Here is a 13369-nt window from a genome sequence, read left to right on the forward strand (position 1 = left end):
CGAGAAATTGCGGATGCCCTTAACAGCCACGACACAGGAGCCGGTTCAGACTGTCACCTGGGTGCCGACCTCGACGACTCGCCCGGTCGGGATCTGGAAGAAGTCCGTCGCGTTGCTGGCTGACTTGGCCAGGGTGATGAACAGCTTATCCTGCCAGAATGGCATACCGCCATGCACGGACGGCCGGATCGAGCGCCGCGAGACGAAGAACGACGTCGCCATAATGTCGAACTTGAAGCCCTGCTTGCGCAGGAGGGCCAGACCATGCGGGATGTTCGGCGGCTCCATGTAGCCATAGGTCATGGTCGCACGCCAGAACGAGTCACCCAGCGGTTCGATCCGGACCCGCTCCTCGTCCCGGACGCGCGGAGCATCCGCAGTCTTGATCGTCAGCACGACGTTCTGCTCGTGCAGGATCTTGTTGTGCTTGAGGTTATGCAGCAGCGCTGCCGGCGCAGTATCCGGATCGCTCGTCATGAACACCGCCGTGCCCTTCACGCGGTGCGGCTGGCTCTTCTGCAGCATGGTGATGAGCTCAAGCAGCGGCACGTCCACTTTCCGGGTCTTGTCGAACAGGATGCGGGTGCCGGTCCTCCAGGTCATCATGAGGAGAACCAGCAGCGCCCCGACCAGCAGTGGCATCCAGCCGCCTTGCGGGATCTTGAGGGCGTTCGCCGCCAGGAAGATCGTGTCGATGAGCAGGAAGGGCGCAATCACGCCAACAGAAGCCCAAAGCGGCCAGTTCCAGCACCGCCAGACCACGAAGAAGGCCATGATGGCGGTCACGACCATCGTGCCGGTGACCGCCAGCCCATAGGCATGGGACAGGGCGCTCGAACTCTTGAACATGATGACCAGGAACAGAACTGCGAGCAGCAGCAGGAAGTTGATCTTCGGTACGTAGATCTGGCCCTTCTCGGTCTCGGACGTCCAGCGGATCTCCATCCGTGGCAGGAGCCCCAACTGGATTGCCTGCTGGGTGATGGAGAACGCGCCGGTGATGACCGCCTGGCTCGCGATGATGGTGGCAACCGCCGCCATGCCGACCATCGGGAGCAGCGCCCAGTCCGGGTAGAGCAGGAAGAAGGGGTTCTCGATTTTGGCCGGGTCGTCGAGAAGCAGTGCGCCCTGGCCGATGTAGTTGAGGGCGAGACACGGCAGCACCAGCCCCAGCCAGGCGGTCTGGATCGGACGCCGGCCGAAGTGTCCCATGTCGGCATACAGCGCCTCGGCCCCGGTGACCGCCAGGAACACAGCGCCGAGCGCAAACAGGCCGGCCGTACCGTGCGTAGCAAGGAAAACGATGCCATAGGTCGGACTGATCGCGGCCAAGATGCTTGGGTCGTCGGCGATGTGAACCAGCCCGCCGAGCGCCATGAGCACGAACCACACCGCCGTGATTGGCCCAAACCAAGCCGCGACCCGGGCGGTGCCGTGGCTCTGGACCGCGAACAGCCCAATCAGGATCACAAGACTGAGCGGCAGGATGTAATGCTCGAAGGCCGGGCTTGCGACCTTCAGGCCTTCGACGGCGGAGAGCACCGAGATGGCGGGCGTGATGATGGCGTCGCCATAGAACAGGGCCGCCCCGATCATGCCGAGCAGAGTGATCATGAACACGTTGTGGCCCATGGACTTCTGGGCCAGAGCCATGAGGGTCAGCGTGCCGCCTTCGCCGTTGTTGTCGGCCCGCAGGATGAACAGCACGTACTTGATCGTGACGATGACGATCAGCGCCCACAGGATCAGCGACACGATCCCGAACACCATCTCGCGGGTGACAACGCCGCCCGCAGCCGCGGCCGAGAGCGACTCCTTGAGAGCGTACAACGGACTCGTGCCGATGTCGCCGTAGACGACCCCGAGCGTGCCGAGCGTCAGGGGCCAGAAGCCGGACCCGTGCGAGGTCGCAGGTTGGGTGGCCGTCTCAGCGGAATCCTGCTGTGGTGATACTGTTGCTGTCATGTTATCTCTCTGCATCACGGCTCACGTGACGGGCTGCCGTCCGCCTGAACGGGGTGACATTGCTGGGCGTGGGGCCTTGAACCTTTCGGAGCTGGGCCAGCACCAGGGCGCCGAAGATCGCGAGCGCCGGGTGGTCGTGCTGGAACTCGGCCACATCCTCGATCCAGTTGATCGCCAGGCCGCGGACGCAGATCGCGCAGTTCCAGCGCTGGTCATCGCAGGACAGGCGGTGGATCACCCAATCCGGCAGTTCCCAGCCGATCAGCCAGAACCCGAGGTCAACCCAGGCCTCTGCCTCGACCAGCCGCTGCACGAGTTCGTTAGGCCTGGGGGTTCCCTGCAGGCGAGGACATGCGCGGTGGAGAAGCTCCCCCACAAGCGCGCTTGTCGGCTCCGAGGCCGCTTCAATCCTCGACAGGAGGGAACGGAGATCGCGTTCCTGATTGCGCTGAAGCCACATGCCGGCTGTCCCATACGGGTCAGGAACGGCTTCAGCCGATCAGTCCCTGCGGAGCCGACCGGCCAGTCCTGACCTTTCGAGCAGACATGATCCGGTCCGCATAAAAATTCGATGTGGAAGTGAGGGACGCGATATAAAGACAGTATAAAGACGCTTGGCCCACTGCCCTTAGGGCACATCGCTCAGGCGATAGCCGATGCCGGGCTCGGTCAGGATGAAGCTGGGATCAGATGGATTGGGCTCGATCTTCTGCCGGAGCTGGCCGACATACACCCGCAGGTACTGGGTATCGTGTTCATGGGCCGGTCCCCAGACAGCGGTCAGGATCTGGCGATGGGTCACCACCTTGCCCGCATGCCGCGCCAGGAACGCGAGGAGGTCGAATTCCCTTGGGCTGAGACTCACCTCGCTGCCCTGCCACGTCACACGCCGCCGTGGAACGTCGATCTCCAAGCCACCGACCCTCACGACCGGCGTCTCTCCGTTGCGTTGCATGCGATGACGCAAAGCCGCCCGCAGGCGGGCCATCAGCTCGCCCACTCCGAAAGGCTTGTTGACGAAGTCGTCCGCGCCGCGGTCGAGGGCGGCAATCTTCTCGGCCTCCCGGTCGCGGGCCGAGAGAATGATGATCGGCACGTTGGACCACTCGCGCACACGGGCGATCACGTCCTTGCCGTCTATATCCGGCAGGCCGAGGTCGAGAATGACGATGTCCGGTGCGTCCGCCGCGATCTGCCGAAGGGCGTCGCTTCCGTTCTCCGCCTTGAGCACCTCATAGTCATTCGCGAGGAGGGCCGGCGTGAGAAAGCGGTGGATGGCCGGCTCGTCGTCGACAACGAGGACTCGGGCTGGATGGGTCATGAATTCCCCTGTGGGAGCGGCAACCGGATCTCGATCCGGGTTCCCTGTACCTGGGAAACCGGGCTGATGGCCGCGACTGTGCCGTGGTGAGCTTCCACGATCCCCTTGACGATGGCGAGACCGAGACCCGTCCCCTCTCCGGCATCGCCGCTTGGCCGCGGTGCCCGCGCGAACTTCTCGAAGATGCGGGGCAGCACCTCCCGGGCAATCCCAGGTCCGTTGTCGGTTACGGAAAGCACGACCATCTCCCCGTCGCGCCTGGCTTGAAGCGTGATCCGATCACCCGAGCCGGCATGCTGGATCGCATTGCCCACCACGTTCGCCAGAACCTGATCCAGCAGGTTGGGATCGGCGAAAACAAACGGAAGCCCTTCCTCGACCGCGACGTCAAAGGTCTCGGAGGCGCCCCGTCGCTTGGCCACGGCCACGGCCCGGTCGAACAGCTCCTGCAGGTCGACCCAGTCGCGATTGAGCTCAAGCGCCCCCGCCTCCAGCCGCGTCATGGCCAGGAGGTTGCGGACCATGCCGTCGAGATGTTCGGCCTCATCCTTCACCTGGACCAGTAGGTCACGCCGGGCCGGCTCCGGCAGGCGGGCGCCATATTCGATCAGGCTGGTCGCGGCCCCCAAGATGGACGCCAGCGGCGTGCGGAAGTCGTGGCTGATCGAGGCCAGCAGCGTGTTGCGGATCCGCTCGGCCTCGGCGGCCGTCCGTGCGGCGGAGATCTCCTGGCCGAGCCTGGCCCTCTCCAGCGCCGTCGCGGTCAGCTCCGCCACCGTCTCAAACATCACCCGCGCCTCCGGATCGACCGGGGCATCATCGGGCAAAGCGATCCCAATGACGCCGGTGGCTCCCTCGGGGGTGCGGAGGGGCAGGAAAAGCCACGGCACGGTCGGGCAGAGTGCGGTCCCTGCGCCAACGGGCTCCCCTTGCATGAGAGCGAGGTCGGCGGCCGCCAACACCTCCGGGTTGAGATGGTCCTCGGGGGGCCAGGCCGCCGACATCGCGAGCCTGCCCTGTTCCGGGAGCAGGATCACGCACGGGCGACGCAGGTCGCCATGGGCTTGGATCACGGCATGATCGATAACGGACTGCGGATCGGCGAGCGCCGAGAGACGCCGGGCGAACCGGTACAGGCGCTGCGAAGCGACCTCGCGTTCGGCCGCCAGCTGCGCCTGGTCCCTGGCACGGCCGGCAATGGTCGAGGTCAGGATCGCGGCGGCCAGAAGCACGAAGAGGGAGAGCAGTTCGTGAGGCTGGGTGACCGCGAAGGTATGCAGCGGCTCGATGAAGAAGAAGTTATAGGCCAGGAACGACAGCCCTGACGAGACCAGGGCTGGCCAGATGCCGAATCGGGCGGCGGAGAACAGGACCGCCAAGAGGAACACCATCGAGATGTTGGGAAGGCGGACCAGGGACGTCAAGGCAAGACCAACGCCAGCGGCAAGGCCCACGGCCGCGGCGGACCAGAGATAGGGCCAGGCCAGATCGAACCCGGTCTTGCGGCTTCGGGGGAGCGCCCATGAGCCAGGACGCGACACTTTGGGAACAGGTTGCGCCGTGCGAGACGACCGGGGATCAAAGGCAACCATTGCGTCCATGACCTCCGCCATTCGCAGGCCATTATCACACGGTTTCACCGAACCCAACCGAGCCTGTAGCGTGACCGGCCGCTTTGAGGAGGTGAAACCCTCCACCATGCAGCTACGTTGAGCCGTGGGGATTATCACCCCCTTCGGAAAGGTGCGACGGTTCATGGCTGCCACAGGGATCAGTGAACGGGTGGATGTCGGTCCTGTTGAGCATGGGCACGCAGTCCCGACCTCCTTCTGGGCCCTGACGCTTGGCACCATCGGGGTGGTGTATGGCGACATCGGCACCAGCCCGCTCTACGCCCTCAAGGAGAGCCTCGCTGCCGCCACCGGCCATGCCGGCTCGGGCGCTCTCACTCGTGACATGGTGCTGGGCGTGGTCTCCCTGATCCTGTGGGCGCTGATCATCATCGTGACGGTCAAGTACGTGGTCATCGTGCTGCGGGCCGACAACAACGGTGAGGGCGGCACCCTCTCGCTCGTGACCCTGGCCCAACGCGCTCTCGGGCACAGCACCGGGATCACCATCGTCCTTGGCATGGTCGGCGCCTCCCTGTTCTACGGCGACGTCATCATCACGCCCGCCATCTCCGTGCTCTCGGCCGTCGAAGGCCTCAAGTTGGTGACGCCGGCTTTCGAGCCCTACGTGGTGCCGCTCAGCCTCGTGATCCTGATCACACTCTTCGCCGTGCAGCGGTTCGGCACGGCGAGCGTGGCCGCCTGGTTTGGCCCGATCACCGCGTTCTGGTTCCTGGTCATGGCCGTGGGCGGCCTGATGCACATCCGGGATGACCTGAGCATCCTCGCCGCCATCAATCCGGTGCACGGCCTCAGCTTCCTGCTCCATCACGGCACGGCCGGGTTGCTTGCACTCGGCGCAGTGTTCCTGTCGGTCACCGGGGCCGAGGCCCTCTATGCCGACATGGGCCATTTCGGCCGTGCGCCGATCCGCACCGCCTGGCTTGGCCTGGTCCTGCCGGCGCTCGCCCTCAACTACCTCGGCCAGGGCGCCATGCTGCTGGCCCATCCTGAGGGACTTGAGAACCCGTTCTTCCTGCTCTACCCGTCCTGGGCACTGCTGCCGATGGTGATCCTTGCCACGGTGGCCACGATCATCGCCAGCCAGGCGGTCATCACGGGCGCGTTCTCGATCTCGGAGCAGGCGATGCACCTGGGTGTGCTGCCGCGCTTCCGGGTGATGCGCACATCCGAGACCGAGAAGGGCCAGATCTATATCCCGACCATCAACTGGCTCCTGCTGTTTGCCGTCATCCTGATCGTCGTCCTGTTCGAGTCGTCGAGCGCCCTCGCAGCCGCTTACGGCTTGGCCGTCACCGGCGACATGGTCATCACCTCGTGCCTGCTGTTCATCGTGGCCTGGAAGTTCTGGCGCTGGTCACCGGCCGTGGCCGCTTTGGTAATCGCGCCGTTCCTGGCCATCGAGCTCGTCTTCCTGGGCGCCAACGCCCTCAAGATCCCGCACGGTGGCTGGTTCCCGCTGCTGGTCGGCACGGGGCTGTTCATCCTGATGCGCACCTGGCGCAAGGGCACGCGCCTGCTGGCCGAGATCTCGCACCGGGGGCGCCCGCCGCTCGCCGAGTTCATGCGCATGGCCGAGAGCAGCTCGGTGCCGCGGGTGCCCGGCACGGCCATTTTCCCGACCGGCAACGCTCAGGATGTGCCCGCGGCCCTGCTGCACAACATGAAGCACAACAAGGTGCTGCATGAGCACAACGTCATCCTGACGGTTGTCACCGAGGAGATCCCGCGCCGTCCGGACGAGGGCCGCGTCACCATGGAGAAGCTCTCGGACCGGTTCTCGCGGGTGACGGTGCGGTTCGGTTTCATGGAGAGCCCCAATCTCCCGAAGGCGCTCCGGGCGGCGGGGTTTGATCTCGACAATTCGTCGTTCTTCCTGTCGCGGCGGGCATTGCAAGCGTCGGCGCACGCGGGACTGCCGCTGTGGCAGGACTACATCTTTATTCCGATGGCGCGCTCGGCGAGCGACATCTCGGACCAGTTCTGCATCCCAGAGGACCGGGCGGTCGAGGTGGGTTCCCGGATCACGATCTGACTGGGGCAACCAACGAGGACCGGGAGGGCGCAGCCCCGTGCAGGATCCGGATCCTGCGCCTGCCTTTCCGATTGCATGGGGCGGATCACAGGTAGAGTAGCCTGGAAAATAGCCACAGGATGGAGCAGAGGATGGAGAACCCGGCCGCCGATAGCCCGATCCTGTGCCAGTACCTGAAATCCCAGTCCCGCTGGTAGAGCCTGTCGCCGGTACCGGTGGCGCGGGCACCCGCCAAGGCTGCTTCGAACCTCTTCCACGCCTGATGCGCATGGACACGGGCGACGATGGATACCCCGCCGGAGAGGAGTGCCCCGTTCCACATCAGGTTCTGCAAATCCTTGAGCGCCACGTCTCAACCTCTGGAGGCAAAGCTGGACTCGCTGCTTCCCTGATAACGTGAGTTGGGGCCGGAAAGTCCCCGTTAATGAGACGCCGGACGGGCTGGTTAAGGTCGGCTGAGGGTCAGGCAATGAAATTCACGGACGCTGAGGAAGGTCCGGATCGGTGACGCTTGCTGACCTCGGGTTCAGGTCGCAGACGTGCCGGAACCAAACCCTGCGTGAGTCTCATCCTCTCCAGCGGATCGAGCATCTCGCCCGGCACGGGAATGAGCAGGTCCTCGCGGAAGCGATTTCGCAGCACCTGTCCAATGTGCTCGATGATGTACCGTGGGAGGTGCGGTGTGCGCGGGTTCGCCCCGCGGCTCGGCCGCCGGCTCTCATTGGCCCCCATAGGCTTCTCTCCATCGCCGTTCATCGGCGGTTGTGTCCGTTGATGCAACCGAACTCGCGGCGCGAGGTCAGGGTTTCAGGAATGGCGTGCGGCAAATACGGCCCTCGGAGAGCCTCGCTGGCATGCCGCTTGGCCCCAACGCAAACGGGGCTTACGATCCGCGTCGAAGCTTGCCCGATCGAGCCGTGCGCCCGATCATTATGCCAGCAGGGGATGCTTGGCGGCTTGGTCAGGCGATGAAGCCTAGCGATGCCGGCAGCGACTAGCGCTCCGGTCGCGGATTCTGAATGGACGTTGTCTTGCGCGCTTCCCGCTCCTCGATCTCCGCCATGGCCTCCAAATGCCGGGCGACCGCGAGCAGTTGCTGCTTGGCATTGTCCAGCGAGATCCAGTTGGCCATGCCTCGGGCGTGCTCGGCCTGCCGGCGGTAATCGGCCGCTCGCTCAAATCGGGGAACATACACGGCCCGCACACCTCTTGTTGACCGAGGAGCATCCCTAACCATTGGCGGCTGCCGTTGTTCACGGCCTGATGAGGAATTTCCGAAGGGGCGGCATCCTCTCCCCTGGTCGCCGCAAGCCATGGTGGGATTTGCCAATCCACTGCAGTCTTTCAGGCTTCTGATCCAGCAAACAGGAGCGTGCCGACATGATCTGGGCCTCTGTGCCTTGGGCAGGCGCTGTTTCGCGACGGCCCCATCATTCGATCATCGGGAAGATCAGCGTCACGAGGGTCCCAGCAGAGGAGCTGTCGACGGTGATCCGTCCGCTAAGTTGGCCTGCCAGCGAGCGCACGAGCCGCAATCCTAAGCTGCCCAGCCGCTGCTCGCCCATGCCCGGGCCGTTGTCCTGCACGCTCAGCATGGCTTCCGCCGTGCCAAGGTCGGAGCGGAACCGGACCTTAATGAACGCGTCCGGCCGCTCCTTCACGGCGTACTTGATGCAGTTCATCACCAGCTCGTTCAGGATCAGCCCGAGCGGCACCGCCCGGTCCGGCCGGAGCTGGACCGGTTCGAGATCCCGCTCGATCCGCACCTCATCGGCCATGCTGCGCTCGATGCCGAGGCAGAGCGCATCGAGGTAGGTGGCGGCATCGAGCACGCTCTGGCCGCTTTCCACCGTGAGCAGGTCATGGGCCAGGCCGATAGCGGTCACCCGCTCCATCACCTCCTCGAGTTCGGTGCGGGCCTGCCCACTGGCGGCCCGACGGCTGCGGCTGCCCAGGATCGAGAGGATCATCTGGAAGTAGTTGCGGACCCGATGGTTCTGCTCCTGCATGTAGGTCTCGGCCTGGGCCAGCCGCCGGCCCATCTCCTCGGCCTTGCTCTCGCGCTCGCTCTGCCCCTGCCGGTGCCGGACCGCCAAGGCCAGGATAAGCGAGAAGGCGACCAGGAAGCGCTGATCGTCCTCGTCGAAGGCCTCGGGCCTGGTGGAATCGACCTCCATCACGCCCCAGACCACGCCGTCAATGGCGATCGGGGCATTGAGGAGCGAGACGATGCCGTGGTCCCTCAGGAGCGAGGAGTAGCGGGAAATCCGGATCATCCTGGATGACCCCGAGGCAGATGGCCTCGCGGGTCTGATAGGCGCGTCCTGGAGGCGAGAACATATCAGCGCCAAGCCGTGCGTGCCCGATGGTGCCAGGCTTCCATCCCTTCCCCGCAACCATGAGCAGATCGCCCTTGTCGCTGCGGTACTGCATGACCTTGGCGTGGTCGACGCCCGTGGCCCGGGCGGCATGCTGGCAGGCGAGGTCGAGCAGGCGCTGGAGATCGGTGATCTCGGCCGAGACACGGGCGAACTCAACCAGGATAGTCTCATGCTGGCGAAGCCGATCAAGCGTGCGGTTAAGATCGGTCTTTGAGAGCTGGCTCGTTGGCATGTCACAGGAACAGGAGGACCAAACCCTCCCAACCTGCGACCTTTGCCGTTGTTCCAAAGCGCCACCCTAACGAGGATGAAATGTCCGGGCCAAACTCAGCCGTTTAAGCGCGGCTGTGACGAGGTCCGCTCTTCACCTCTGACCTGCCCTCCCCTCCTGCCGTGGATGCCGATTCGGGCAGTCGACAGTCCCCTGCCCCTACTCTGATGCCGACAGAGGCGCTGCGAGGTTTTTGCGGGCGAGGCTCTTCCGACTTGAGGTTTACGATCCCGCCCCCACCAAAAGCTAAGCTTCCGCATAGCTGCTAACTCGTTGATGTAAAACGAGCTGACGGGAGCGGTGGAAGCTAAACCGCAACTGGCTACGGTCTGATAGACAGTTTCGAGCTTTTCTGCCCGGCTGCATCGCGAGCCACTCTACCTGAAGCCTCATCATAGGCGCTTATGAAGATCCCTGGGCGGCTGAAGGATCTCAGAAGTCCTTGTTTTAAGCCATTTTAGCAGGGCTGAGGGAAGTCCTGTCCTCTTCGGGTGGTAAACCAAATCCCTCACCGATCGTCTTCAAACGATCGTTAGTATGCATATCCTTTAATTGTACAAATGGTTGCCAAGCTCCTTGAAAATCGCGCCCTATGGGTTTACATACATAACATGGCCCAGGCGATTACGATGAGAGAGCTCCAGAAACTGTCCGCTGCCTCAATCGAGCAGTTGCCAGGAGCTGTTCCGGTTCAGAGCGACGGGCGGACCGTCGCTCTGCTCGTCCCCCTGCGCCCCCCTTCTGAGGCAGCTCGAGCACGGTTTCGTCAGACGCTGGCACAGGCACAGTCCCAGCGCTCTCCTGACGAGCAGGCCGCTCTTGATCGCGAGTTCGGTCCTTGAGCCGACCGCGCGGCGTCCCAGCGGCCTTGGTGGTCGACGCCAATATTTTCGTGGCCGCGGTCCTGGGGTCAATGACAGGCACACACCTGGACCTCATTTCAGGGCGGCGTAGCCTGATCACCAGTGAGGAAGCCTTTGACGAGGCGTACAGAGTGGTAGAGCATATCAGGCCAAACGATCTCTCGGTTTTGGAAAGCCTGCTGGATCTGCTGACCATCATCGCCCGAGAGGATGTGGCCGATAAGGACAGGGCGATGGCCGAGACAGCTCTCAAGAACGCTCCGGCATTCCGCAACGGCAGCGTCACTGATGCTCATCTTCTGGCGTTGGCCTGGACCTTGGATGCCGATCTGTGGAGCCATGACCGTGATTTCGCCGGAACTGGCTGGCCCTCATGGTCAACCTCGAACCTGTTGGCGGCGGTATAAGCTCCGAGCGCCGCCATCCTTATGGTGAGCTCGAGAACCGAGATTAGCGACTCTGATGGCCCCCTCCCCTGCCCCGAAACGGCGCCTGATCGGCTACGCCCGCGTGTCGACCGAGGAGCAGATGACGGACGCTCAGATCATCGAGCTCAAGGCGGCTGGCTGCGTGGTGATCTATCAGGAGCTGGGTTCAGGTGCGTCCCGGGCCCGTCCGGTTCTCGCTCAGCTGCTCAAGGAGATCCGGGCCGGGGATGTGCTCGTGGTCGTGCGCCTCGACCGGCTGGCGCGATCGGTGAGCCACCTGCTTGAGGTCATCGAAGGGCTGGAAAAGAAGGGAGCCCATTTCAAATCGCTCCAGGATCCGATCGATACGTCGACACCCCAGGGCATGTTCTCGCTGCAGGTTCTCGGTGCGGTGGCACAACTCGAGCGATCGCTGATCTCCGAGCGCACTAAGGCCGGACTACGGGCTGCTAAAGCCCGCGGGAAGGTTCTCGGCAACCCTGGGGTTCGCGAATACCGCCCGGAAACTATCCGCCGGCTGACACTTGCCCGAGAGAAGCGGTATCTCGACCCACTCATTGCCTCCGCCGATCGGTGGATGCCCACGGTGAAGCGGATGCGGCCGGACCACCCCTGGGCCGACGTCGTTCAGGTTCTGAATGGGTGGGGCCAGGACTGGACGGTGGAGCGCCTCCGCCGCGCCGTGCGAAAACTGGTCTCGCAGCGCATGGCCGATCCGGCGCTGCTTCAGAGGTCCCCTCCCCGCCCCTCTGCCGACCGGCTCATGACGCTGATCGCTGGCATAGCCATGGCCGATCCGGATCTGTCGCTGCGGGATATTGCTCTGCAACTCGAACGCATGCGAGAGCGCACTCCGCGCGGCGGGACGAAATGGAATGCCTCGTCCGTCAAACAGCAACTCGAACAAGCGCGGAGGGCTGGGCTGACCCTGCCAACATCCTTGCAAGGCGCGGAGTAGCGCGCCAAGAAATATGGTTAACGCGCGGCGCCCGAGTTGAAGCGGGTTCACGCGCCGTGGACCGTTGTCGAGGCGACGGAAGGAGAGCGATAGTAGGGGGTGAGGCGCTCTCAGTCCCCTGCCCATCTTCTGCGACGAACTCCAAAGGCTCTGTTCATCCCTGGAAGTAGCCTCTGGCGCCGGGAATTGATGCCTGATCAGGCTCTCGGTATGGATCATCACCGTTGCGGCGATCGCCCCCATGGCCGGAACATTAGCTCGGTCGGATAGGGCCTTGCCGGTGGACAGGGCAAAGATCGTGTCGCCGTCTGACATTATGTGCACGGGGTTGATGCTGCGGGCAAAGCCATCGTGTCGCGGAACCCCTGCCCGTCCTCTCGTCTGGCGCAGGAGAGGATCTGGTGGGAGCCGGGATGGTAGATATCCGCCCACGGCATTCACGGCCGCGATGGCTCCCGCCCATGAAGTCAGTGCCCGGAACCGGGTGGCTGGCTGTAATGACGGAAATAGCTTACTTCTAGATCAATGGCTGACTAGTCAGCTTGCACCTCCCCTTGTTCTGTTACCAGCAATCAACCTGATAAAGGGTCGGGCCCACCAATGGTACGTTTTACACGTGTAAAAAGCTTCATGGGCTAGCCTGGATAGGTCACATCGTGAAGCGTCGGGGCGGAAACCGCGGTGACACGGCGGGCTTCCATCTGGCCTAGATGTCGCGTAACCACGAGCACTTTGCGCTGGCAGCCTACACGTCAAACAGTCGTCAGCGGCCCGCGGTATGAACGGGAAGGGCTCTAGCTCACACCCTCGAATTTACAGGTAAAACTACGATGTCTTGTGGTCTGCGGCTCTAGACCTAACAAGACACGGCGGTCATCTAGTCAAGGAACGGTAGCTGACGCGCACGGTCGACATCCTACCTGCCAAGTATCAGGATCCCAAAACTATCCGTGGCGCTGAAAAGGGCAGGGCACCAGAAGCTAAAGGCGACTCCGCTGAGGTTAACCGATGAATGTGAGGCCCTCGCTGCAGTTTTTACACGTGTAAAATGTCTCAACTGAGAGCCGCTGGCATCGGCTAAGCGATGCCAGTGCGGCCTTGTACTCGGCCGAGGTCGTTGACGTTGGGGCCAACCAACCACAATCGAGAGCTGCTCGACCCGGATTTTACACGTGTAAAATCGTAGTCAGTGTAAAACTCGCACGACCAGAAATCAGGCTTGGAAAGCCTGATGGGTTTGCTTGGTTGCTCTTGGTTTAGCGGCATGTGGATCGGACTACGCCAGTATGGCAGGGATGGTCTATTTCAGACCACCTTGCTGCAGGGTTTGATGTAACACACTTGGCAAACTCGAATCAGACCGGCGGTCCCAGGCGGGCTAGGTTGACGGAGCGCTGATCCTCGCCTCCGGGGGCGGCGCGCCTAAATTTTTACATGTGTTTAAAATACTCTGTCGCCGAGAGTTATCTTTGATCAACAGCTATTTAGCAAGAACGGCTCAGCAGAAGAAGGCAGC

11 protein-coding genes and 1 pseudogene are annotated in these 13369 nt (G+C 63.2%); 4 read left to right on the top strand and 8 right to left on the bottom strand.

Features of this window, described 5'->3' with window-relative positions; translation table 11 throughout:
• Window positions 1–45: 45 nt before the first annotated feature.
• The 4 genes from NF876_RS22320 to NF876_RS22335 all read right to left on the bottom strand — a co-directional run bounded on the left by NF876_RS22320 (window position 46) and on the right by NF876_RS22335 (window position 4887).
• Entirely contained in the window at window positions 46–1965 is a 1920-nt protein-coding gene (locus NF876_RS22320; protein ID WP_262266126.1) for a potassium transporter Kup, read from the bottom strand.
• A 1-nt stretch (window position 1966) separates the two neighbouring features.
• Window positions 1967–2425 (bottom strand): hypothetical protein, encoded by a 459-nt coding sequence (locus NF876_RS22325; protein ID WP_262266127.1) that lies wholly within the window; start codon window positions 2423–2425, stop codon window positions 1967–1969.
• A gap of 168 nt (window positions 2426–2593) precedes the next feature.
• Window positions 2594–3286 carry a response regulator gene (locus NF876_RS22330; protein ID WP_262266128.1) on the bottom strand — a complete coding sequence of 231 codons (693 nt, stop codon included), beginning with the start codon at window positions 3284–3286 and terminating at the stop codon, window positions 2594–2596.
• On the bottom strand, window positions 3283–4887 hold the full coding sequence (locus tag NF876_RS22335) for a DUF4118 domain-containing protein (RefSeq protein ID WP_262266129.1): 1605 nt from the start codon (window positions 4885–4887) through the stop codon (window positions 3283–3285). Before NF876_RS22335 ends, NF876_RS22330 begins: the two co-directional genes overlap by 4 nt.
• Before the next feature lie 154 nt (window positions 4888–5041).
• Here NF876_RS22335 and NF876_RS22340 point away from each other — a divergent pair, with 154 nt between their 5' ends.
• Window positions 5042–6952, top strand: a complete 1911-nt coding sequence (locus tag NF876_RS22340) for a potassium transporter Kup (protein ID WP_262266130.1) — start codon at window positions 5042–5044, stop codon at window positions 6950–6952.
• A gap of 85 nt (window positions 6953–7037) precedes the next feature.
• Here NF876_RS22340 and NF876_RS22345 read toward each other — a convergent pair whose 3' ends face one another.
• The 3 genes from NF876_RS22345 to NF876_RS22355 form a co-directional block, all read right to left on the bottom strand.
• A complete protein-coding gene (locus NF876_RS22345; RefSeq protein ID WP_262266131.1) occupies window positions 7038–7301 on the bottom strand; it encodes a hypothetical protein in 264 nt (87 codons plus the stop codon).
• Between the two features lie 645 nt (window positions 7302–7946).
• Window positions 7947–8147: a hypothetical protein gene (locus NF876_RS22350; RefSeq protein WP_262266132.1), complete on the bottom strand. Its 201-nt coding sequence runs from the start codon at window positions 8145–8147 to the stop codon at window positions 7947–7949.
• A 235-nt stretch (window positions 8148–8382) separates the two neighbouring features.
• A complete protein-coding gene (locus NF876_RS22355) occupies window positions 8383–9228 on the bottom strand; it encodes a sensor histidine kinase (RefSeq protein WP_262266133.1) in 846 nt (281 codons plus the stop codon).
• An 82-nt stretch (window positions 9229–9310) separates the two neighbouring features.
• On the opposite strand from NF876_RS22355, the gene NF876_RS22360 reads away from it, so the two are divergent.
• The 3 genes from NF876_RS22360 to NF876_RS22370 all read left to right on the top strand — a co-directional run bounded on the left by NF876_RS22360 (window position 9311) and on the right by NF876_RS22370 (window position 11853).
• A complete protein-coding gene (locus NF876_RS22360; RefSeq protein ID WP_262266134.1) occupies window positions 9311–9547 on the top strand; it encodes a hypothetical protein in 237 nt (78 codons plus the stop codon).
• A gap of 895 nt (window positions 9548–10442) precedes the next feature.
• Window positions 10443–10874 (top strand): PIN domain-containing protein, encoded by a 432-nt coding sequence (locus NF876_RS22365; protein WP_210806970.1) that lies wholly within the window; start codon window positions 10443–10445, stop codon window positions 10872–10874.
• Window positions 10875–10929: 55 nt separating this feature from the next.
• Window positions 10930–11853: a recombinase family protein gene (locus NF876_RS22370; RefSeq protein ID WP_210806972.1), complete on the top strand. Its 924-nt coding sequence runs from the start codon at window positions 10930–10932 to the stop codon at window positions 11851–11853.
• A gap of 177 nt (window positions 11854–12030) precedes the next feature.
• Here NF876_RS22370 and NF876_RS43520 read toward each other — a convergent pair.
• Window positions 12031–12349: pseudogene (locus tag NF876_RS43520) on the bottom strand (P1 family peptidase); the annotation flags it as partial.
• Window positions 12350–13369 lie beyond the last annotated feature (1020 nt).

It is taken from the genome of Microvirga yunnanensis (genome assembly GCF_025460875.1).